Here is a 20,771-nt window from a genome sequence, read left to right as displayed (position 1 = left end):
GACGGCGTCGAACGCCTTCTCGAAGCCGCCGGACGCGAACGATTCGCGCACGACCTGCCGCCAGTGCTCGTCGTCCCAGTCCTCCATGCCGGCGCCGCGCAGCCGTACGCGTCGGTGCGGCTCGCGAGCCAGCAGCTGCCCGAGTGCCGGCAGCAGCAGCCGCGAGGTCAGGTCGCCGGTGGCGCCCAGGATCAGGAGAGTGGTCTCAGCAGCCATGCGGCCCAAGCTAGACCGGCGGGGTCGTGTGCGTGAGGGGCTGTCGCGCGGCGGTCGGGTTTGCGACAATCGGCCGATGCCCGCACCGATCGAGGACTACGCCCTCCTGAGCAGCTGTCGCACGGCGGCGCTCGTCTCTCGTGACGGGAGCATCGATTGGCTCTGCGTGCCGCGCTTCGACTCGCCCTCCGTCTTGGGTGCCCTCCTGGGCGACGAGGACCACGGATGCTGGAGCCTGCGGCCGACGGACCCCGGCGCGGTGGCGACACGCCGCTACGACGGCGACACCTTCGTCCTGGTCACCACATGGCGCTGCGCGACGGGCGTTGCCGAGGTACATGACTTCATGCCGATCGACGGGCACCGCGTCGACGTGGTGCGCCGCATCGTCGGCGTCTCGGGCGCGGTGGAGTTCCAGGACGAGCTGCGGGTGCGCCTGGACTACGCGAGGGCCCTGCCCTGGATGCGGAAGGTCGCGGCCGAGACCCCCACGATGCTCGCCGTCGCCGGGCCGGACGCGCTCGTGCTGCGCGGACTGGCGCGCGACGCGGCGGACCACGCGCACGTCGGCCGGATCGTGGTGGCCGCGGGTGACACGGCAGACCTGAGTCTCACCTGGTTCAAGTCGCACCACGATGTTCCCGCGCCACTGGATGTCGACGCCTCCTTCGAGGCGACGAGGGCGTGGTGGCAGGAGTGGGCCGACCGTATCGATCACCACGGGCCCCACCACGCGGCCGTCGTACGCTCGCTCCTCCTGCTGCGAGCCCTGACGCACGAGAGCACGGGAGGGATCGTCGCGGCGGCGACCACGTCGCTGCCCGAGGAGTTCGGCGGTTCGCGCAACTGGGACTACCGCTACGTCTGGCTCCGCGATGCGGCGTGGACGCTCGAGACGCTGCTGGAGCACGGCTTCACACGCACCGCCGAACGCTGGAGGGCGTGGCTGCTGCGCGCGATCGCGGGCGATCCGGCTGATGTGCAGATCATGTACGGAGCGGCAGGCGAGCGTGAACTCTCGGAGCGGGTGCTCGACAGTCTGCCCGGGTATCTCGGGGCCGCGCCGGTGCGCGTCGGCAACGGCGCCGTCTCGCAGTACCAGGCCGACGTCATCGGCGAGGTGCTCGTGGCGCTGGAGGCCACACGCGCTGCGGGCATCACCGAGGACGCGTTCTCGTGGCCGCTGCAACGCGCGCTCCTCGGCCAGATGCTGCAGTGGCGCGACCGGCCTGACCGGGGCATCTGGGAGATCCGCGCCGAGGAGCGGATGTTCACGCACTCGCGCGCGATGGTGTGGGCCGCGCTGGATCGCGGCGTGCGTGCGGTCCGCGAGTCCGGCCTCGACGGTGACGCCGACGCCTGGGAGCGGGCGCGCGACGAGATCCGGGATGAGGTCGACCGCCATGGCTTCGACGCCGGCCGCGGTCACTTCGTCCAGCATTACGGCTCTGTCGAGGTGGATGCCTCCCTGCTGCTGCTCGCGCAGGTCGGGTTCTGCGCCTACGACGATCCGCGCATGCTCGGCACGGTCGCCGAGATCGAGCGAACCCTGATGCGCGACGGCCTCGTACGCCGCTACCGCACCGAGACGGATGTCGATGGACTCGCCGGCGGTGAGCATCCGTTCCTCGCCTGCTCGTTCTGGCTGGTCGAGCAGTACGCGAACAGCGGCCGGAAGCAGGATGCCGCGGCGCTCATGGACCGGCTCTGCGGCCTGGCCAACGACGTCGGCATGCTGTCTGAGGAGTACGACGTCGAATCCGCCCGCCACGCCGGCAACACTCCTCAGGCGCTGACGCATCTCGCACTCGTGCGGGCCGCCGACGCCCTCGTCGGGCATCACGGCCGGGCCGCGCTCCGCCGCTGACGGCGCGCCTCCGCGGCGCCGGCGGGTACCGCGGCCCGGCCGATCCCGGACCTCGTCGCGATCAGCCGGCGAGGGCCTCGGCGAGCTTCACGCGGCCGCCCATGCGCAGCAGCGAGTTCTGGTAGATGCGCGCGGCGACGAGGATCGCGGCCACGCACGTGGCGACCAGGATCACGAGCGACACCAGCGGCTCCCACCACTGCGCTTGTCCCAGGAAGATGCGCATCGGCATCCCCACCGGGGCCGAGAACGGCACGTACGACATGATCGTCAGCACCAGCGGGTTGTCGTTGAAGAAGATGACCAGGAAGTACGGCGCCATGATCAGCATCGTGATCGGCATGGTCGTCGAGCCGATGTCCTCCTGACGCGAGACCATCGAGGCCGCGGCGGCGAACAGCGACGCCAGCAGGATGAACCCGAAGAGGAAGAAGATCGCGAACCAGGCGATCGGCGCCCCGAGCCCCTGCAGCAGGGCGGTCTGATCGGTGACGGTCAGACCGATGACGGCGATCGCCGCGAGCACCAGGATCTGACCCATCGCCAGGATGGTGTTGCCGATCACTTTGCCCGCCAGCAGCGCCCGCACGGGGATCGCCGAGATCAGCAGCTCCACCACACGCGTCTGCTTCTCTTCGACGACGCTCTGCGCGATGGTGCTCCCGAACAGCGACGCGGCCAGCAGGAACACGATGCCGAAGCCGATCGCGGCGATGTAGCCGAGCGCGGCGGCCTGGCCGCCTTCGGGGTTCAGCAGCTCGACCGGCGGAAGCTGCGCGAGCGACAGCAGCAGCTGCGTCGGCGCGGAGTCGTCGGCGATCACGACGAATCCCATCGGCGACGCACTGTCGCCGACGATCGCGGCGTCGACCGTGCCGTCCTCGACGAGCGCCTCGGCTGCGGGCTTGTCGGCCACGTCGGTGACGTCCAGGCCGGGCAGCCCACTCACGTACTCCTGCGCGTCCGCGGTGACGGCGACCGGCGTGCCGGTCTGGTTCGACGCCGCGAAGCCGGCCCAGATCACGCCGGCGAGTGCGACGATCAGCAGCACGGCGGTTGAGATCACAAACGCCTTGCTGCGCAGCTTGGAGGCGATCTCGCGCTCTGCGACGAGCCAGATCGCCTGCGGGTAGCCGAGTCCCTGCGTCGCGGGGTGCGGTGCGGTGCTCACTGGATGACCTCCTTGAAGATCTGGGCGAGGGAGGGATGCTGCGGCGCGAAGCTGGCGACATCCCCCTGGGCGACGGCTCGGCGCAGCACGCGCTGCGCGGTCTCGTCGCTGTCGGCGTCGAACACGGCGTACCCGCCGTCGAAGTCGAGCACCTCGACCCCCGGCTCGGAACGCAGCCAGCCGGCGTCGCCCGCCGAGACGAGCTCGAACCGGCGGGTGGAGTGCTGGGCGCGCAGCGCGTCACGGGCCCCCGCGGCCCGGATCGTCCCGCCGGCGATGATGACGAGGTCGTCGCACAGGCGCTCGACGACGTCGAGCTGGTGCGACGAGAACAGCACGGCCGCGCCGGCCTGGGCGCGCTCCTGCAGCACGCCGGCGACGACGTCGACCGCGAGGGGGTCCAGGCCCGAGAAGGGCTCATCGAGGATCAGCACCTCGGGGTCGTGCACGAGGGCGGCGGCGATCTGCGCACGCTGCTGATTGCCCAGCGACAGCGTCTCGACGTTGTCGTCCAGCCGCTCGCCGAGACCGAGCTGCTCCAGCAGCGCGCGGGCGCGGGCCGTGGCATCCGCCTTCGAGAAGCCGTGCAGCCGTGCGAGGTACACGATGTGCTCGAGCACCTTCATCTTCGGGTACAGCCCGCGCTCCTCGGGCATGTAGCCGAAACGGCGGCGATCGGATGCCGTCACGTCGGCGCCCTCCAGCGTCACGGTCCCGGCATCCTTCGCCAGCACACCCAGCACGATGCGCATGGTCGTGGTCTTGCCGGCGCCGTTCCCGCCGACGAAGCCCGTGAGCCGCCCCGGCCGGACGTCGAACGACACGCCGTCGAGCACGCGGCGACCGCCGTAGCTCTTGGTGACACCGCTCAGCTGCAGCATCTGATCCCCTTTCGTTGCCTCCTCAACCGAGGCTAGGCAAGCGCGAGGTCCACGTCCTCCCCCCTGCGGGGGATCCTGCACCGTCCGCCGTGCGGGGGATTGCATACGACGGAATAGATCCAAGGTTCATGTGCTTGCATGGATGTGGAACGTCCACGGTGGATCCGCCGCGGACGCCTTTTTTGTTGTGAAGGAGCAGGACACATGACCGACCGGAAAATCGGCTACATCGTCGGCAGCATCTCGTCGACCTCGATCAACCGCCGCCTCGCCAAGGCGCTGGAGCGTCTCGCCCCCGAAGGCACCGCGCTCGTGGAGATCCCCATCGAGGACCTGCCCTTCTACTCGCCCGACCACGACGCCGACTACCCGCAGGTCGCCCGCGACTTCAAGAAGGCGATCGAGGACGTCGACGGCGTCATCATCGTGACTCCGGAGTACAGCCGCTCCATCCCCGGCGTCCTCAAGAACGCGCTCGACTGGGCCGCCCGTCCGTGGGGCCAGGGGTCGTTCGACGGAAAGCCGACGGCCGTCATCGGCACGTCGGGCGGCGGGATCGCGACCGCGGCCGCGCAGCAGCACCTCAAGGCGATCCTCAGCCACTACAACGCCCCGACGCTCGGTCAGCCCGAGGGTTACGTGCAGACGACGCCCGGCCTGTTCACCGAGACCGGCGAGGTCACCAACGAGCAGACCGCCGAGTTCCTCACGGCCTACCTCGAGGCGTTCGGCGCCCTCATCGAGCGTTACGCCCCGGTCGCCGTCGCGGCCTGACCCCCTCGTGGCCGGCTGCGCGCCGGCCTCGTTCCAGCCGATGGATGCCTCGGCCCTGGAGTCCCCGCGGACTCGGGCCGAGGCATCCGTCGTTTCATCCCCTCCGCATCATGTGCTCTCGCCGAACGCACATGATCCAGGCGCGCACAACGTGGGTTCTCGGCGAGAGCACATGATCCGTACGGGGGTGCGGCGCGACCGGGGTCAGGCCAGGCCGTGGCGGTGCGCGTAGACCACGGCGGCGACGCGGTCGCGGGCGCCGAGCTTCTGGAGCACGTTCGAGACATGCGTCTTGACGGTCGCCTCGCCGATGTACAGGCGCTGGGCGATCTCGGCGTTGCTCATCGCCTGCGACACCAGGCGCAGCACCTCGGCCTCGCGGTCGGTGAGCTCGAGCGCAGCGCGCGCTTCGACGGGCTCAGCGACCGGCCGTGGCGCCGGAGCCCCCGGCCCCTGAGCCTGTCCATGCGATACGTGCGCCGAAGCCCCCGGCCCCTGCCCCGGAGCCCCCGGCGCCTGCGCCGGTGCCCCCGGCACCTGCCCCGAAGCCCCTGGCCCCTGCGCCGGAGCTCGCGGTCCCTCAGCCTGCCGATGGGCGGGCACTGCGGCGAAGCGCGCGATCACGCGGCGTGTCACCTCGGGCGCGAGCAGCGCGTCGCCGGCGGCGGCGACGCGCACGGCCGAGATGAGCTCCTCGGGTCCGGCGTTCTTGAGCAGGAACCCGCTGGCCCCCGCGGCGAGAGCGTCGAAGAGGTAGTCGTCGCGATCGAACGTCGTGACGACGACGACCGCCGCGTCGACACCGGCATCTGCGACGATCCGCCGCGTGGCCTCGAGGCCGTCCATGTCGGGCATCTGCACGTCCATGCAGATCACATCGGGGCGGAGAGTGGATGCCGCCACCACCGCCTCGACCCCGTTCGAGGCCTCGCCGACCACGGCGACATCACCCGCGGATTCGAGGATCATCCGGAAGCCCGCGCGCATCACGGCGTGATCGTCCACCAGCAGGACGCGGATCGGCGCGCTCACGCGACAGCCCCGACGTGCGTGTCGAGGGGCACGCGCAGCCGCACGAGGAACCCGCCGCGCGACCGCTGCCCGGTCTCGAGCTCGCCCCCCGATGCCGCGGCGCGTTCGCGCATGCCGACCAGGCCCAGTCCGGGCCGCATGGGCGCGGTCACCGCCCGGCCGGTGTTGACCACTTCGAGCTCGACCGCGTCGTCGCTGTAGCGCAGGCGCACATCGGCGGCGGCATCCGGTCCGCCGTGACGGCGGGCGTTCGTGAGCGCCTCCTGGGCGATGCGGTACACGTTCACCTGCACGAGGTCGGGGAGCGGCACCGGGTCGCCGACGACCGTCAGCGTCGTGCGAAGTCCGTTGCCGTTGGCGTGCGCGACGAGGTCGGGCAGGGCGGAAAGGTGCAGCGTGGACGCGCCGTCCGGGTCGCCGGCGGGCGTGCGCAGCGTCTCGAGCAGCTGCCGCAGCTCACCCAGCGCCGAGCGCGCGGACACCTCGACGCCGAGGAGCGCCGAGCGGGCGGCATCCGGATCCTGCTCGAGCACCGCGCGGGCAGCGCCCGCCTGCACGCCCATCGCCGAGACGTGGTGGGCGACGACGTCGTGCAACTCGCGCGCGATGCGCACGCGGTCGAGGGCCACCGCCTGCGCCGCGGTCACCTCGCGCTCGCGTTCGAGTTCGTGCGTGCGCTGCTCGAGGGCGCCGCGTTCCATCGCCGCGGCGTACGCGCGATCGCCCATGTAGTACGCGCCGCCGAAGAACGCCGCGTTGATCAGCAGCTGGATGAGCAGCATCGCCGCGAACGGGGAGAACAGCCCTGCCTTCGACAGGGCGTCGTCGGAAGGATCGATCGCCGCCTCGAACATCGTGACGATCAGCCAGATGAACATGCCCACGATGACCGCCGCGCGCACCCACATCGCGCGGCGTCGGTCGTCGACCCACGCGCCGACCGTGTACATCGCGATGAACATCGAGACGTTCGCGACGTACAGGTCGGGGATGCGGAAGGTCACTCCCACGAAGAAGACGACCGCGACGGCCACCACGACGATCTCGGGGTACCGGCGCCGGACGGCCAGGGGCGCGGTGAGGCCCGCCGAGTACAGCAGCGCCCACTGCGTGCCGTGTGCGGCGTCGTCGCCGTAAACGCCGGCGACCGATCCGAGGGCGGTGCTGAGCACCGCCGTGACGAACAGCGCGGCGGCGAGCCAGAGGTCTCCCCGAAGCTCGCGCGGGGTGGGCGGCGTGCGCCCGGGCGGGGTCGCGGGTGGCGGGACGGACATGACTCCACGGTACGGATCCCGCGAGGCCGCGGCATCCGCCTCACGGGGGAGACGGGCGACGCTACTTGCTATTGACAAGCAAGCTTGTTTTTTGCAACCATGGTTCGACAAGCTCACCAACCATGGTTCGACAAGCTCACCAACCGGGCGACAAGCTCACCAACCCGCCGGGGGACCCCGGCATCGCACACAAGGAGCACGGCAATGACGCACATCTTCGTCAACATCCCGACGAGCGACCTCGAGCGCTCCAAGGCCTTCTACACGGCCCTCGGCGCCAGCCTCAATCCGACGTTCACCGACGACAACGCCGCGTGCATCGTGTGGGACGACAATGTGTACTTCATGGCGGTGACGAACGAGTACTTCGCGACGTTCACCGACAAGAAGACCGTCGATCCGCGCACTCACGCGCAGGTGCTCATCGCGCTCAGCCGAGAATCGCGCGCCGCCGTCGACGAGATCATCGCCGCGGGCGTGGCCGCCGGCGGCAGCGAGCCCACCGAGCCCAAGGACTACGGCTTCATGTACAGCCGCGACCTCGACGACCCCGACGGCAACGGCGTCGAGTTCTTCTTCATGGAGCCGGCGGCCGTCGACCAGGGTCCCGACGCCTACCTGGCGGAGCAGGCGAAGGCGTAAGTGGCGTCCCGCAGCTACGGGCAGTACTGCGGGGTCACGACCGCCGTCGAGCTGATCGGGGAGCGGTGGGCGCTGCTCATCGTCCGCGATCTGCTCGTCGGCCCTCGCCGTTACACCGACCTCAAGCAGGGACTGCCCAAGATCCCCACCAACATCCTCTCGACGCGGCTGAAAGAGCTGCAAGAGAGCGGTGTCGTGCGCCGCGTGCCGCTGCTGCACTGCGGCCTCGTGTACGAGCTGACCCCGTACGGGCGCGAGCTGGAGCCGATCGTGCTGGCGCTCGGCCGGTGGGGGTTCGCGCAGATGGGAGACCCGCAGCCCGACGACGTGGTCACGGTCGACTCGCTGACGATCGCGCTGCGCACGGCTTTCCGGGTGGATGCCGCCACCGCCGTCCCTCCGGCCGACTACGAGCTGCACGTCGGCGACATCGTGCTGCGTGTGCAGGTGTCGGCTGAGGGCCTGCGCGTCGCCCAGGTGCAGCCCGCAGGGCGGCCGGTGGACCCGCGGCTCGGAACCCAGGCCTCGACCGCCGGCGACCCCGACGTGGTGTTCGCCGCGGGTCCCGGCATCCGTCGCGTCATCTCGGGCGAGCTCACCCCTGCCGAGGCGATCGACCAGGATGTGCTGACGGTCGTCGCGGGTGACGCGACGCTTCTGGAGCGGTTCGCTCAGACGTTCCGCATCGAACCGGGGGTCGTGCTCGTCGCATAGCCCCCATGTGGAAGGGAGGCGGCCATGACGGGCCGCATCTACATCGATCTGTTCACCACGCTCGACGGCGTCGCACAGGCGCCCGGCGGCCCCGAGGAGGACCCATCGGACGGGTTCCCGTTCGGCGGCTGGCAGGCGCCCTTCCCCGACGAAGAGATCGGCGAGGCGATCGGGCAGGGGATCGACGAGCTCGACGCGCTGCTGCTGGGCCGGCGCACCTACGACATCTTCGCGGGGTACTGGCCGCACCACACCGACGGCCCCGAGGGCGGCATCGGGCGCAAGTTCGACGCCGTTCCCAAGTACGTCGCGTCGCGCGGGACGCCGGCGCTGGAGTGGCAGGGGTCGTCGCAGCTCGGACCGGATCTCGCCGCCGAGGTGCGCGCGCTGCGCGAGCGTCATGCCAGCATCCACGTGATCGGCAGCATCGACTTCGCGCAGACGCTGCTGCGCGAGCAGCTGTTCGACGTGCTCACGCTGTGGGTGTACCCGGTCGTGCTCGGCCAGGGCAAGAAGGTCTTCCCCGACGGCGCTGCGCCGGCGAACGTGACGCTGCTCGAGCCCGCGACGTCGGGTCCGCTCGGTGTCGTGCAGCTGCGCTACGGCCCCGCGGCCGGTCCGGTGCAGACCGGCACGATGGGCAGCTGAGCGGGAACGGATGCCGGTGGCCGGCGTGCTCGCGTCCTCGTTTGAGGTGGGTGGATGCCGGTAGCCGGCGTGCTCGCGTCCTCGTGTGAGGAGGGGAGCCGAGATGAGGAGCTGGAGGCCGCGTGGGGTCCGCATCTGGGCAACAGTCCTCAATTGAGGAAGCTTCATGGCGATGGTAGGTCCTCAATTGAGGAAGCTTCACGGTGAGGGTAAGTCCTCAACTGAGGACGACAACGCCGCGGGCCCGGCGAGCCAGGGTCAGCGCGCGGACACGTGCAGGGTGACGTACGCGATGCGGCCCTCGCGGCCGGTGACGGGATCGACGTAGCGGATGCCGATGACGTGATCGCCGGCCGACACGTCGTACACGACGCGGCGCAGCGGGCCGCCCGTGAGCGTGTGGAGGTTGCCGGTCCAGACGCCGTCCACCGCTACGGCCACGGTCTGGCCGCGCTGCCCGCTGAGGAGCAACGTCAGGTCGTCGGCGCGGAAGTCGAAGTCGAGGTCCTCGAGGCGCGCATCCAGTGTGCCGTCCGACGACGTGACGGTCGGCACCGGAAGGGTGAACGGGCCGACGGGCGCGCTGGGTGCGGACTCCTCCAGGCCCGGGGCCGTCTGCACCGCGCGCACCGTCATGCCCTGGTGGAGCAGATCGCCGGGGATCACGGCGGAGAAGCGGCCGTCGGCATCCGCCGTCGTGCGCGCGAGGACCGCGCCCGACTCGTCGCACAGCACGACACTCGCGCCGGCCACCCCGGTGCCGGTGATGGGCGCGGGCACCGGCGACGACAGATCGGCCGAGGCATCGAGGCGGGCGGTCTCGGTGACGACGGGCTCGGGATCCGGGGTCGGGGTGGGCGTAGGAGTCGGGGTGGGAGCGGGCGTCGGTGCCGGCGTGATCGGCGCGGGGGCGGGCGCGGGTGCCGCCTCGACGGGCAACTCCGGCGCGACGGTCCGCGGCGTCGCCGGCGGCTCGATCGCCGGCGTGTCGACCGCATCCGCAGGCGGTGCGTCGGCCGGCTCGGCCACCGCATCGTCGGGCGCGGTCTCGACCGCGTCGGCGGTCTCCTGCTCCGTCGTCGGGGAGCCGGCAGCAGCCGGCTGCTCGGCCGGGGCGCTCCACGACGGGGCGAGCGCGATGGCGACGGCCGCCGCGGCCGCTACCGCGAGCACGCCGACGCCGATCCCGATCGCCGCCGCGACCGGGACGGCAGCGGTGCCGGCGCCCCCCGCGCCGGCACCCCCGCCGGAGGCGCCCCCCGGCGCCTGTCCCCCGGAGCCGGATGCCCCGCCACCCCCGGTGGGCGATCCGGCGACCACCGATGCCGCGGCCGGGGCGGCATCGGAGGTGTAGGCAAGGGCCCCAGCCCCGCCCAGGACGAGAGGCAGCAGCACCACACGGAGCTTCTGCGACACGTGCTCGAGGTCGGCCGCGACGATGCGGCACGCCTGGCACTCCTGCAGGTGTGCGTCCAGGCGGCGGCGATCGCCGCGCTTGACGGGCTTCTTCTCGCTGGCCACGAGCAGCTCGCACACCCAGCGGCACTCTGCCGGACGGGCCGGGTCGCTGATGTGGGCCTGCAGCCACGCCTGCTTGAAGCCCTCGCGGGCGCGGTAGGCGAGGGCTGAGACGGCGTTGGCGCTCATGCCGAGCAGGGGCGCGATCTCGCGCGGCTTCATGCCCTCGACCTCGACGTACCAGAGCAGCTCGCGCCAGCGGGCAGGAAGCTCGCGGAACGCCTGAGCCAGCACCGAGCGGTCGGCGACCAGCTCGGCGAACTCGGCAGCGGAGTCCGCCGCGCGCTCGTCGAGGTCGTCCAGCGGCGTCTCCTGCGTGCGTCGCCCCCACGACGCCGCGACGTTGCGGATGGTCGCGAACAGGTACGGGCGGAAACCCTCCTGCGGCCCTCCGCCCTTGCGGATCGCAGAGAGGATCGAGGTGAACGCCTCCGAGACGATGTCGTCGGGATCGACGTTCGGGCTGACCGCCCGTGCCGCGCTCCGCCCGCTCGCGACGTGACGCTCCCACAGCACCGCGTATGCGGCGTCGTCGCCGTCGCGCGTGGCGACCACGAGCTCGTCGTCGGAGCGTTCGCGCAGCGGGCCGTCGGCGACGGCGCGGGTGGGGGTGGTCACTTCTCTCCTCGCCGGATGGCGCTCTGGGGGCTCGGCCGGCGGCGGCAGATCGGCGCCAGGCTAACGACATGCGCTGGGAAACCGCTGGTGAGCGGCCCCTCGCGCGATGGGGGGACACACAGCAAGACGCCCGCGCAACGCGATCATGACGCGCTGCGCGAAAAAAGCTCGAGAAAGTTCTGGATGCCGCATCCCGCGGCATCCGCGAGCTAGAAGATCATCGGGCGATCGTCGTCGTCCTCGCCCTCGAGGTCGAGGTCGACGACCACGGGCACGTGGTCGCTCGGCGCCTCGCCCTTGCGCTCGTCGCGGTGGATCGTCGCGCCGGTCACGGCGTCGGCGATCGCGTGCGAGCCGAGGATGAAGTCGATGCGCATGCCCTCGTTGCGGGGGAAGCGCAGCTGCTTGTAGTCCCAGTAGGTGTAGCCGGTGGGGATGAGGGGACGGACGACGTCCTGCAGCCCGGCGGCCTCGAGCGCCGCGAACGCCTCGCGCTCGGGCGGCGACACGTGGGTCGCGAAGCCCTGCACGACGGTCGGGTCGCCGTTGTCGGCATCCGTCGGCGCGATGTTGAAGTCGCCGACGAGGGCGAGGGGCAGGTCGGGGTTCGCCGTGAGCGACTCGCGCGTGTACTGCTCGAGCGCCGACAGCCAGTCGAGCTTGTAGAAGTAGTGCGGGTCGCCGAGCGACCGGCCGTTCGGCACGTAGAGGCTCCACACCTCGACGCCGCCGATAGTCGCACCCATCGCGCGCGCCTCCTGCGGGGCGTCGGGGCCGTTGTGGCCCTTCTCGAACCCGGGCATCCCGGGGAACGCCGTGCGCACGTCGGTGATGGGCTCGCGGCTGGCGATCGCGACGCCGTTCCACTGCGAGAAGCCGTAGGCCTCGACGTGGAATCCGGCCTCTTCGAACCGGTCGAACGGGAACTGCTCGGTCTTGCACTTGATCTCCTGCATCGCGAGCACGTCGATGTGCTCGCGCACCGCGAAGTCGACGATGCGGTCGACCCGCGCGCGGATCGAGTTGACGTTCCAGGTGGCCAGGCGCATGGGAGCAAGCCTATGCGGGGCCGCCGACGTCTGACCCCTTGCCAGACGCCGCCGAGGCCTGAAAGGCTCGCGCTACCCAGGGAAGGGGTATGACATGCGCAAACCCGCGCTCGCTCTCGCCTCGCTCTCGCCGCCACCGCAGCGGCCCTGCTGTTCCTCTCGTTCGGCTCGCCCGCACAGGCCATCACCGACGGCGTCCCCGACGGCGACGGCCACCCCGAGGTGGGCCTCATGGTCGCCTTCGACGACGAGGGCCCCGCGTGGCGCTGCAGCGGCACGCTCGTGTCGCCGACCGTGTACGTCACGGCGGGGCACCGCACGTTCGGGGCGACCCATGTCGAGTTGTGGTTCGACGACGACGTGAGGGATGCCGCAGCCCACGGCTACCCGAACACCGGCGAGGTGTCGGGCACGCCGTACACGCACCCGCAGTACGACGACGCGGCGTTCTACCTGTACGACCTCGGCGTCGTGGTGCTCGACGAGCCCGTCATCCTCGACCACTACGCCTCGCTGCCCGCGCTGAACCAGCTGGATGTGCTCGCGAACAAGAAAGGCGAGCAGGATCGCACCTTCACCGCCGTCGGCTACGGCCTGCAGAAGAGCTTCCCCGACGCCGCGTCGTGGAAGACGCAGTCCGAGCGCCTGCGCATGGTGTCGACCCCGCGCCTCATCTCGATCAACACCGGCTACACCGGCGACGGCTCGCTGATCCTCTCGAACAACGCGAACACGGGCGGCACGTGCTCGGGCGACTCGGGCGGCCCGAACTTCATCGGCAGCTCCGACGTCATCGCGGGCGTCACGTCGTTCGGCAAGAACGAGACGTGCGCGGGCACCGGCGGGGTCTACCGCCTCGACCGCGCCGATGACCTCGACTGGCTGGCGACCATCCCGGGCATCTCGGGCTGATCGGCCGACGGGCTCGGGCGTGGGGATGCGGCATCCGTAGAATCGACGGCATGACCGCCGCCTCCACGTCCGAGCTCGAAGCCGACCGCCAGCGCCTCATCGGCCTCATCAAGGACGAGGCGGTGTTCCACGGGGACTTCACGCTCTCCAGCGGCAAGAAGGCCACCTACTACGTCGACATGCGCCGGCTGACACTCGACCACCGCGCGGCCCCCGCGATCGGGCGCATCATGCTCGACCTCATCCGCGACGTGGACGGCATCGTCGCCGTCGGCGGCCTGACGCTCGGCGCCGACCCGATCGCCAATGCGGTCATGCACGAGTCTGCGCGCACCGGTGCTCCCCTCGACGCGTTCGTCGTGCGCAAGGAGCCGAAGGACCACGGCCGTGGCCGCCAGGTCGAGGGGGCCGACATCGTGGGCAAGCGCGTCGTCGTCGTCGAAGACACCTCCACCACCGGCCAGTCGGCGCTCAAGGCCGTCGAGGCGCTGCGCCGCGAAGGCGCGGAGCCTGTCGCGGTGGCCGTCATCGTCGACCGCAAGACCGGCGCGCAGGCCGCCGTCGAGGCCGAGGGCCTGCAGTGGCTCGCCGCGATCGACCTCGACGACCTGGGGCTCGCCCCGCAGTAATCACCGGACGAGTGTCACACGCCGGCGGCGGCCGGTGTCCTCATGTGCGAAGGATTCGTTCCACGACACATGGAGGAGACATGAGCACGACGACCCGCATCCCCGCGGCGCAGATCACCGGCGTCAAGGGCGCCGCGATCAAGGCGGTCGCCCGCAGGATGGCAGGCAAGGTCCCCGACTCGCTCGGCGTGCTGTGGCACCACCAGGGGGTCATGACCGACTCCATGGGGATCGGCCGCAAGACCGAGCACTGGCACGAGCTCGATCCGAATCTCGCGTCGTACGCCGTCATGGCCGCGGCCGCCACGATCGGCTGCAGCTTCTGCCTCGACTACAACTACTTCGTGGCGCACAACCACGGCCTCGACGAGGCCAAGGTGCGCGAGGTGCCGCGCTGGCGCGAGTCGACGGTGTTCACACCGCTCGAGCGGCGGGTCATGGAGTACGCCGAGGCCATGTGCGACACGTCGCCGACGGTGACGGACGAGCTGTCCGACGCGCTGCTCGCCGACCTCGGACCGGCCGGGCTCATCGAGCTGGCCGCACGTGTCGCGTTCATGAACATGAGCGCGCGCATGAACGTCGCGCTCGGCATCCACTCCGAGGAGTTCGCGGATGCCTGCGGCCTGGCACCCCTCGCACCGCGACCTGCGGCCGCCGCGGCCGTCGGCTCGGCCGCGTAGGCTCGCGCCATGAGCACGCCCCACGCTGACGATCCGTTCGTCGTGCACCGGAACCTGCTGTTCACCGTCGCGTACGAGATGCTCGGATCGGCCGCCGATGCCGAGGACGTGCTGCAGGAGTCGTGGCTGCGCTGGGCGGCCGTCGACCAGAGCACCGTGCAGGAACCGCGCGCCTACCTCGTGCGGATCGTCACGAGGCAGGCGCTCAATCAGCTGCGCACGCTGTCGCGTCGTCGCGAGGACTACGTCGGCGAGTGGCTGCCCGAACCGCTGCTGACGAGCCCCGACGTCGCGGAGGACGTCGAGCTGGCAGAGAGCCTGTCGATCGCGATGCTCACGGTGCTCGAGACGCTGGGGCCGGCCGAGCGGGCGGTGTTCGTGCTGCGCGAGGTGTTCGACGTGCCGTATGACGAGATCGCGGATGCCGTCGGCAAGAGCCCCGCGGCGGTCCGGCAGATCGCGCACCGCGCCAAGGACCATGTCGCCGCCCGCCGTCCACGTGTGGCCGTGATGCCCTCGGAGCACGAGGAGGTCGTGGAGCGCTTCGTCGCGGCCATGAACAACGGCGACATCCAGGGGCTCATGGATGTCATGGCGCCCGACGTCGTGTCGGTCGCCGACGGGGGCGGCAAGGTCCGCGGTGCGGCACGCCGGCCCATCATCGGGTCCGACAAGCTGGCGCGGTACCTCGTGGGCAGCATGTCCAAGGTCACCGGCACGCTCGTCGCGACGGCGACGTGGATCAACGGCATGCCCGGCATCCGGATGGAGCTCGACGGCGCGCTGGCCGGCGTGGTCACGCTGACCGTCGAAGACGGGCGGGTCACGCAGATCTACTCGATCGCGAACCCCGACAAGCTCGGGCGGGTGGACGCCGAGGCCCTCGTCGCGCGTTGAAGACGGCACGGCGGTGACGGGGGAACGTCGCTGACTCGGGTCAGTCGCCCTTGCCCCGGTGGCGCCACAGCTGCCACGCGACCACGATCAGCGTCGTCAGCACGATGAGGCCCGAGATCGACAGCAGGATCGTCTGCTCGGTCTGCGAGATCATGCCGCGACCCTATCGGCCTCGCCCGGCGTGGCGCACGACGTGCGCGAGCACGCTCACTGCCTCGTCGACGAGCGCATCGGCGAGGTCGCCGTAGCCCAGCACGAGCCGCTCGGGCGCCGGTGCGTCGGGCGAGACGCGGTAACGGCGGATGTCGGTGAGTCCGAGGTCGTGGTGTTCGGCGTCGCGCACGACGTCGGCCGCCCGCACCCCCGGCGGCAGGTCGAGCACGACGTGCAGGCCCGCCGCGATGCCCGACACCGGGCACTCGGGGAGCGTCCGGTCGAGCGCTGCCAGGAGCGCCTCACGGCGCCGGCGGTACCGCGTGCGCGCGGCCCGGAGGTGCCGGTCCAGGCCTCCGCTCGCGAGGAACCGTGTGAGCGTCAGCTGATCGAGCGTCGAGGGGGCCGGGGCGCCGGCATCCCGCACCGCCCCCTGCAGTGCCGGCGGCAGCACCAGCCAGCCGACGCCGAGCGCGGCGGATGCCGTCTTGCTGAGACTCCCGGCCAGCACCACGCGGTCGGGCGCCATCGCCTGCAGGGCGCCGACGGGCCGCCGGTCATAGCGGAACTCGGCGTCGTAGTCGTCTTCGATCACGACGCCGTCGCAGGTGCGAGCCCACGCCAGCAGGCCTTCGCGGCGGTCGGGCGACAGCGCGGCGCCGACCGGGAACTGGTGCGCAGGCGTGACGAGTGCGGCGCGCGCCCCGGTGCGCGTGGATGCCGCCACCAGCGCCGCGACGTCGACCCCGTGCTCGTCGACCGGGACGGGGACCGACGCCAGTCCCTCGGCGGCGGCCACCTGGCGCATGCGGGACCACGAGGGATCCTCGACGAGCAGCGCGGTGTGACCGAGGGCGCGGAGCGTGCGCGCGACCCGGCGCATGCCGTCGGTCGCGCCGTGCGTCACGACGACCGACGCGGCGTCGGCGCGTGCGAAGCGCGACCGCGCTAGGTACGCCGCGACGGCGGTCCGGGCCTCGGGGACGTCGGGGTCGAGCCGGAACAGCTCGGCGTCCGGCGTCCGGGCGAGCACGTCGGTCACCGCGCGCCGCCACAGCGCCCGGGGCGCGTGCCGGAGGTCGGGCACGCCGGGGGCGAGATCGAGGCGCGGCCGGCGCAGCGGCGCGGCGGGAGCCGGGGCAGGACGCGGGGCGGTGACACCGACCGAGGCGGCCACCCGCGTGGCGGACCCGGTGCGGGCGTCGAGGATCCCCTCGGCGGTGAGCCGGCCGTACACCTCGGTGACCACCCACCGCGAGACGCCGAGCGACGCCGCGAGCAGCCGGCTCGAGGGCAGGGCCGCCCCGGCCGGCAGACGGCCGGCGGCGACGGCATCCCTTACCGCCGCCTCGAGCCGCACGTGACGGGGGCCGTCATAGGAGGAGAGGTCGAGCAGGGTCTCCCAGGCGACGGAATTGGTCTGGAGTTCTGCCATGGAATCGGATCGTACTCCCGGACCGTTCGCGCCAGAGCATGGGAGCACGCCACAGAAAGGGACACCATGCAGTACCGCACCATCTCGAACGGCTCGACCTCCTTCGAGGTCTCGACCCTGTGCCTGGGGGCCATGAACTTCGGCACGCTCACCGACGCCGCCACCGCGGTGCAGATCCTCGATCGCTTCGTCGAGGCCGGCGGCACGTTCGTCGACACCGCCAACAACTACAGCGCGTGGGCCGGCGGGCACGGCCGCGACAGCGAGGACGTGCTGGGCGACTGGATCCGCCGCCGCGGCGGCCTCGGCGACGTGCGCCTGGCCACCAAGCTCGGTGCCGCCAAGAAGGACCCGGCGCTGCCGCTGCAGAACGTCGAGCCGACCAACTTCCAGGGGCTGTCGCCCGAGATCGTCGCGTGGGAGGCCCGTGAGAGCCTGCGCCACCTCGGCATCGACCGCCTCGACGTGCTCTACGGGCACGTCGACGACCGCGAGACGCCCGTCGCCGAGACCGTCGCCGCGTTCGGCGAGCTGCAGCGCGAGGGCCTCGTCGGCATCTCGGGCATCTCGAACATCGCCGTATGGCGCCTCGTCGAGGCGCGCGAGGAGGCGCTGCGCCAGGGCGTCGACCCGTACGGGGTGATCCAGCAGGGGTTCAGCTACGTGTACCCGAGCCCCGGGTTCGGGCGCACCAACGACGTGTCGCCCGATCTGCTGGACTACGTCGGTTCGCTGGCTGCCGTCGCCGCGGCCGGTGCCGACGGCCGCCCGCCGCTCACCATCACCGCGTACTCGCCGCTGCACCAGGGCGCGTTCACGCGCGACGACAAGCCGATGTGGCCCGCCATGCGCCATGCGTCCAACCGCGATCGCGTGCGGGTGCTGCACGACGTGGCGGCCGAGCTCGGCGCGACGCCCAACCAGGTCGCGCTCGCCTGGCTGCTCGGCGGTGAGGTCCCGGTGATCCCGGTCGTCGGGACCTCGACGGTGGCGCAGCTGGAGGAGCTGCTCGCCGCGGCCGACCTCGTGCTCGACGCCGACGTGCGCGCGCGCCTCGACGCGGCGGACCTCGACGTGCGGGCGGCCGTCTCGGTCTGACGGGCCGGGAGCGGATCAGGGAGGCGGGCGCTGCGGAAGCCCGTCTCCCGTGTCCGCGGTTTGAGGGCCGCCTCGCGTTCGCGGCTTCGCACCCCGGCACCGTCCCTCAGACGAGGAGACAACGGAGGAGTGGATGCCGGGCGCCCGGCATCCACTCCTCCACAGTGGCAGCTGCGGCCGCGAGTGGTCCCGGGCGGTGCGCCGGCCGGTCGTTTCTGGCGAGTCGCCAACAACGGCGAGGTGCGGTGGACATTCGTGGCGAGTCGCCAGGATCGGCGGGGGGCGCCGTGCGCCGGGCGGCGTCGCGCGTCGCCAGAAAGGGCGCGGGGGAGTGGCTGTTCGTGGCGAGTCGCCAAGGCCGACAGCGAGCGGCGCGCCGCATCGGCGGGTCGCGAACGTGGGGGGGGGGGGGGGGGGGGGGGGGGGGGGGGGGGGGATGCCGGGCGCCCGGCATCCACTCCTCCGTCGTTGCGGCAGCGGACCTAGAGCAGCTGCGGATCCTCGGACTCGACGGGCTCGAGGTCGAGCAGCTCGGCGACCGAGGTCAGCACCTCGTCGGGACGGAACGGGTAGCGCGCGATCTCGGCGGCGTCGCTGATGCCGGTGAGCACGAGCACCGTGTGCAGGCCAGCCTCGATGCCGGCGACGACGTCGGTGTCCATGCGGTCGCCGATCATGCCGGTGTTCTCGGAGTGCGCGCCGATGCGGTTGAGCGCGGAGCGGAACATCATCGGGTTCGGCTTGCCCACGACGTACGGCTCCATGCCGGTGGCCTTCGTGATGAGCGCCGAGATCGCGCCGGTGGCCGGCAGCACCCCTTCGGTCGACGGACCGGTGGCATCGGGGTTCGTGGCGATGAACCGGGCGCCGGCGTTGATGAACCGGATCGCCTTGGTGATCGCCTCGAACGAGTAGTTGCGCGTCTCGCCGACGACCACATAGTCAGGGTCGGTCTCGGTCATGATGAAGCCGGCCTCGTGGAGCGCCGTCGTCAGGCCCGCCTCGCCGATCACGAAGGCCGACCCGCCGGGCATCTGCGACTTCAGGAAATCAGCGGTGGCCAGGGCCGAAGTCCAGATCGACTCCTCAGGCACGATGAGCCCGGATGCCCGCAGCCGTGCCGACAGATCGCGCGGCGTGAAGATCGAGTTGTTCGTCAGGACCAGGAACGGCACGCCCTGCTCGCGCCACTGCACGAGCAGTTCGGAGGCGCCCGGGATCGGCGTGTTCTCGTGCACCAGCACGCCGTCCATGTCGGTGAGCCAGCATTCGATGTCGGACCGGGTGCGCATGCGTAAAGACTAGGTGCCGCGCGGGCGTAGGGTCGAAGCCGTGACGTGGGACCCCCGCAGCCTTCCCGACCTGACCGGCCGCGTGTACCTCGTGACCGGATCCAACGCCGGCCTCGGGTATTTCGCGTCCGAGCAGCTGGCGCGCGCGGGTGCCAAGGTCATCATGTCGGCCCGCCACCCCAACCGCCTGTCGGCGGCCCGCGCCGCCATCCGGAGAAGAGTGGATGCCGCACCCGACGCCACCGAGCCGCTCATCCTCGACACGTCGAACCTGGGCTCGGTGCGCTCGGCGGCCGCCTCGGTGCGCGGCCGCGGACCCTTGGACGGCGTGCTGCTGAACGCCGGCATCGTCCACGCCCCGAAGACCCGCGAATCCACGATCGACGGACACGAGGTCGTGTTCGCCACCAACGCGCTCGGTCACTTCGCGCTCGCCGGCGAGCTGCTCACGGCGCTCGCCGAGGCCTCCGGCCGCATGGTGTGGGTCGGCAGCATGTCGACCTCGCTCACCCCGTACGACCCCGTCGATCCGCAGCTCAAGGACGGCTACTCGGCGTGGCGCGCGTACGTCCAGTCCAAGGTCGCGACCACGTCCTTCGGCTTCGAGGCCGACCGCCGACTGCGCGAAGCAGGTGTGCCGGTCGAGAGCGTCGTCGCCCATCCCGGATACTCCACGGGCGGCCGCACCCCCGGCATCGTCGGCGTCAACGAGCCTTCGCGCGCCAAGCGGTTCGCCGATAACCTGCAGGCCGTCGCCGCCCAGTCCAAGGAGCACGGCGCGTGGCCGCTGGTGCGCGCGCTCACCGACCCCGGCATCGAGGGCGGAGAGTTCTGGGGACCCCGCACCGGGTCGCGTGGCGAGCCGCGCCGGCAGACGGCCGCCAAGGTCACGCGCGACCCCGAGATCGCCGCACGCCTGTGGTCGTTCGCCGAGAGCGCGACCGGCGTGGCCTGGCCGTTCGCGCGGGCCGCCGCCGTCACGGCCGGCTCCTGACCGCGCCCGCCGGCGGGGGAGCGCCAGCCCGCACGACAGGTCAACCGGCCTTGCGCAGGTGATCTGGCCGCGGAGTCTCCTGCAGAGCTGCGGTTGACCTGTTGAAGAGGGTGCCGCCGGCTGGTGCCGCCTGCCGGTGCCGGTGCCGGTGTCCGTGCCGGTGCCGGTGCCGGCTCGGTCGCGGTGTGGCATCCACTTCGCGCACAATCGGATCCGCGTGAGCGGACCGCCGAGGCGACACGCCGGTCGAGAGGCGCGGGTGGCGGCGTGTTGC

Annotated in this window: 19 protein-coding genes and 1 pseudogene; 11 read left to right on the top strand and 9 right to left on the bottom strand. The window is 71.6% G+C overall.

Annotated elements, in window-relative coordinates; translation table 11 throughout:
- Positions 1 to 216 (bottom strand): annotated as a pseudogene (locus tag FB391_RS16085) (glucose-6-phosphate dehydrogenase); the annotation flags it as partial.
- 76 nt (positions 217 to 292) lie between these two features.
- On the opposite strand from FB391_RS16085, the gene FB391_RS16080 reads away from it, so the two are divergent.
- Entirely contained in the window at positions 293 to 2,083 is a 1,791-nt protein-coding gene (locus tag FB391_RS16080; protein WP_141896033.1) for a glycoside hydrolase family 15 protein, read from the top strand.
- 61 nt (positions 2,084 to 2,144) lie between these two features.
- Here FB391_RS16080 and FB391_RS16075 read toward each other — a convergent pair whose 3' ends face one another.
- Positions 2,145 to 3,254: an ABC transporter permease gene (locus FB391_RS16075; protein WP_141896031.1), complete on the bottom strand. Its 1,110-nt coding sequence runs from the start codon at positions 3,252 to 3,254 to the stop codon at positions 2,145 to 2,147.
- Positions 3,251 to 4,135: an ABC transporter ATP-binding protein gene (locus tag FB391_RS16070; RefSeq protein ID WP_141896029.1), complete on the bottom strand. Its 885-nt coding sequence runs from the start codon at positions 4,133 to 4,135 to the stop codon at positions 3,251 to 3,253. Before FB391_RS16070 ends, FB391_RS16075 begins: the two co-directional genes overlap by 4 nt.
- 204 nt (positions 4,136 to 4,339) lie before the next feature.
- On the opposite strand from FB391_RS16070, the gene FB391_RS16065 reads away from it, so the two are divergent.
- Positions 4,340 to 4,909, top strand: coding sequence for an NADPH-dependent FMN reductase (locus FB391_RS16065; protein WP_141896027.1), 570 nt, complete (start codon positions 4,340 to 4,342; stop codon positions 4,907 to 4,909).
- Positions 4,910 to 5,113: 204 nt separating this feature from the next.
- Here the strand turns inward: FB391_RS16065 and FB391_RS16060 are convergent, their stop codons facing one another.
- Both FB391_RS16060 and FB391_RS16055 read right to left on the bottom strand, forming a co-directional pair.
- Positions 5,114 to 5,941 (bottom strand): response regulator, encoded by an 828-nt coding sequence (locus tag FB391_RS16060; protein WP_141896025.1) that lies wholly within the window; start codon positions 5,939 to 5,941, stop codon positions 5,114 to 5,116.
- The gene (locus FB391_RS16055; RefSeq protein ID WP_141896023.1) at positions 5,938 to 7,215 is read right to left on the bottom strand and encodes a sensor histidine kinase; all 1,278 of its coding nucleotides are present in this window, start codon (positions 7,213 to 7,215) and stop codon (positions 5,938 to 5,940) included. The genes FB391_RS16060 and FB391_RS16055 overlap by 4 nt, the downstream gene beginning before the upstream one ends.
- Positions 7,216 to 7,419: 204 nt before the next feature.
- Here FB391_RS16055 and FB391_RS16050 point away from each other — a divergent pair, with 204 nt between their 5' ends.
- The 3 genes from FB391_RS16050 to FB391_RS16040 are packed head-to-tail and all read left to right on the top strand — an operon-like array spanning position 7,420 to position 9,219.
- Positions 7,420 to 7,857 (top strand): VOC family protein, encoded by a 438-nt coding sequence (locus FB391_RS16050; RefSeq protein ID WP_141896022.1) that lies wholly within the window; start codon positions 7,420 to 7,422, stop codon positions 7,855 to 7,857.
- A complete protein-coding gene (locus tag FB391_RS16045) occupies positions 7,858 to 8,571 on the top strand; it encodes a winged helix-turn-helix transcriptional regulator (RefSeq protein ID WP_141896020.1) in 714 nt (237 codons plus the stop codon).
- A gap of 24 nt (positions 8,572 to 8,595) precedes the next feature.
- On the top strand, positions 8,596 to 9,219 hold the full coding sequence (locus FB391_RS16040; protein ID WP_141896018.1) for a dihydrofolate reductase family protein: 624 nt from the start codon (positions 8,596 to 8,598) through the stop codon (positions 9,217 to 9,219).
- A gap of 258 nt (positions 9,220 to 9,477) precedes the next feature.
- On the opposite strand, the gene FB391_RS16035 is transcribed toward FB391_RS16040, so the two are convergent.
- Positions 9,478 to 11,355: a sigma-70 family RNA polymerase sigma factor gene (locus FB391_RS16035; protein WP_185843134.1), complete on the bottom strand. Its 1,878-nt coding sequence runs from the start codon at positions 11,353 to 11,355 to the stop codon at positions 9,478 to 9,480.
- A gap of 209 nt (positions 11,356 to 11,564) precedes the next feature.
- Entirely contained in the window at positions 11,565 to 12,404 is an 840-nt protein-coding gene (locus FB391_RS16030; protein ID WP_141896015.1) for an exodeoxyribonuclease III, read from the bottom strand.
- Between the two features lie 231 nt (positions 12,405 to 12,635).
- Here FB391_RS16030 and FB391_RS16025 point away from each other — a divergent pair, with 231 nt between their 5' ends.
- The 4 genes from FB391_RS16025 to FB391_RS16010 all read left to right on the top strand — a co-directional run bounded on the left by FB391_RS16025 (position 12,636) and on the right by FB391_RS16010 (position 15,525).
- A complete protein-coding gene (locus tag FB391_RS16025) occupies positions 12,636 to 13,316 on the top strand; it encodes a trypsin-like serine protease (protein WP_246093567.1) in 681 nt (226 codons plus the stop codon).
- A 50-nt stretch (positions 13,317 to 13,366) separates the two neighbouring features.
- Positions 13,367 to 13,945, top strand: coding sequence for an orotate phosphoribosyltransferase (gene pyrE, locus FB391_RS16020; protein ID WP_141896011.1), 579 nt, complete (start codon positions 13,367 to 13,369; stop codon positions 13,943 to 13,945).
- 80 nt (positions 13,946 to 14,025) lie between these two features.
- Positions 14,026 to 14,628, top strand: coding sequence for a carboxymuconolactone decarboxylase family protein (locus FB391_RS16015; protein WP_141896009.1), 603 nt, complete (start codon positions 14,026 to 14,028; stop codon positions 14,626 to 14,628).
- Between the two features lie 9 nt (positions 14,629 to 14,637).
- Positions 14,638 to 15,525 carry an RNA polymerase sigma-70 factor gene (locus tag FB391_RS16010; protein ID WP_141896007.1) on the top strand — a complete coding sequence of 296 codons (888 nt, stop codon included), beginning with the start codon at positions 14,638 to 14,640 and terminating at the stop codon, positions 15,523 to 15,525.
- Positions 15,526 to 15,688: 163 nt separating this feature from the next.
- On the opposite strand, the gene pdxR is transcribed toward FB391_RS16010, so the two are convergent.
- Positions 15,689 to 17,113 carry a MocR-like pyridoxine biosynthesis transcription factor PdxR gene (gene pdxR / locus FB391_RS16005; protein ID WP_141896005.1) on the bottom strand — a complete coding sequence of 475 codons (1,425 nt, stop codon included), beginning with the start codon at positions 17,111 to 17,113 and terminating at the stop codon, positions 15,689 to 15,691.
- A gap of 66 nt (positions 17,114 to 17,179) precedes the next feature.
- On the opposite strand from pdxR, the gene FB391_RS16000 reads away from it, so the two are divergent.
- On the top strand, positions 17,180 to 18,211 hold the full coding sequence (locus FB391_RS16000; RefSeq protein ID WP_141896003.1) for an aldo/keto reductase: 1,032 nt from the start codon (positions 17,180 to 17,182) through the stop codon (positions 18,209 to 18,211).
- A 482-nt stretch (positions 18,212 to 18,693) separates the two neighbouring features.
- Here FB391_RS16000 and FB391_RS15995 read toward each other — a convergent pair whose 3' ends face one another.
- A complete protein-coding gene (locus FB391_RS15995) occupies positions 18,694 to 19,503 on the bottom strand; it encodes an HAD-IIA family hydrolase (protein WP_141896002.1) in 810 nt (269 codons plus the stop codon).
- A gap of 40 nt (positions 19,504 to 19,543) precedes the next feature.
- Between FB391_RS15995 and FB391_RS15990 the strand changes: the two genes are divergently transcribed.
- Positions 19,544 to 20,497, top strand: a complete 954-nt coding sequence (locus FB391_RS15990; protein WP_141896000.1) for an SDR family NAD(P)-dependent oxidoreductase — start codon at positions 19,544 to 19,546, stop codon at positions 20,495 to 20,497.
- Positions 20,498 to 20,771: the final 274 nt, after the last annotated feature.

The sequence above is a fragment of the Microbacterium kyungheense genome (assembly GCF_006783905.1).
Lineage (GTDB): Bacteria > Actinomycetota > Actinomycetes > Actinomycetales > Microbacteriaceae > Microbacterium > Microbacterium kyungheense.
The sequence above is the reverse complement of the archived record's forward strand: the minus strand, read 5'-3'. Positions and strand labels throughout refer to the sequence as shown.

Excerpts from the sequence above, each read along its gene's own strand:
- FB391_RS16080 (WP_141896033.1), top strand. The coding sequence starts at position 293 with ATGCCCGCACCGATCGAGGACTACGCCCTCCTGAGCAGCTGTCGCACG.
- FB391_RS16070 (WP_141896029.1), bottom strand. The coding sequence starts at position 4,135 with ATGCTGCAGCTGAGCGGTGTCACCAAGAGCTACGGCGGTCGCCGCGTG.
- FB391_RS16065 (WP_141896027.1), top strand. The coding sequence starts at position 4,340 with ATGACCGACCGGAAAATCGGCTACATCGTCGGCAGCATCTCGTCGACC.
- FB391_RS16055 (WP_141896023.1), bottom strand. The coding sequence starts at position 7,215 with ATGTCCGTCCCGCCACCCGCGACCCCGCCCGGGCGCACGCCGCCCACC.
- FB391_RS16050 (WP_141896022.1), top strand. The coding sequence starts at position 7,420 with ATGACGCACATCTTCGTCAACATCCCGACGAGCGACCTCGAGCGCTCC.
- FB391_RS16040 (WP_141896018.1), top strand. The coding sequence starts at position 8,596 with ATGACGGGCCGCATCTACATCGATCTGTTCACCACGCTCGACGGCGTC.
- FB391_RS16030 (WP_141896015.1), bottom strand. The coding sequence starts at position 12,404 with ATGCGCCTGGCCACCTGGAACGTCAACTCGATCCGCGCGCGGGTCGAC.
- FB391_RS16025 (WP_246093567.1), top strand. The coding sequence starts at position 12,636 with ATGGTCGCCTTCGACGACGAGGGCCCCGCGTGGCGCTGCAGCGGCACG.
- pyrE (WP_141896011.1), top strand. The coding sequence starts at position 13,367 with ATGACCGCCGCCTCCACGTCCGAGCTCGAAGCCGACCGCCAGCGCCTC.
- FB391_RS16015 (WP_141896009.1), top strand. The coding sequence starts at position 14,026 with ATGAGCACGACGACCCGCATCCCCGCGGCGCAGATCACCGGCGTCAAG.
- FB391_RS16010 (WP_141896007.1), top strand. The coding sequence starts at position 14,638 with ATGAGCACGCCCCACGCTGACGATCCGTTCGTCGTGCACCGGAACCTG.
- pdxR (WP_141896005.1), bottom strand. The coding sequence starts at position 17,113 with ATGGCAGAACTCCAGACCAATTCCGTCGCCTGGGAGACCCTGCTCGAC.
- FB391_RS16000 (WP_141896003.1), top strand. The coding sequence starts at position 17,180 with ATGCAGTACCGCACCATCTCGAACGGCTCGACCTCCTTCGAGGTCTCG.
- FB391_RS15995 (WP_141896002.1), bottom strand. The coding sequence starts at position 19,503 with ATGCGCACCCGGTCCGACATCGAATGCTGGCTCACCGACATGGACGGC.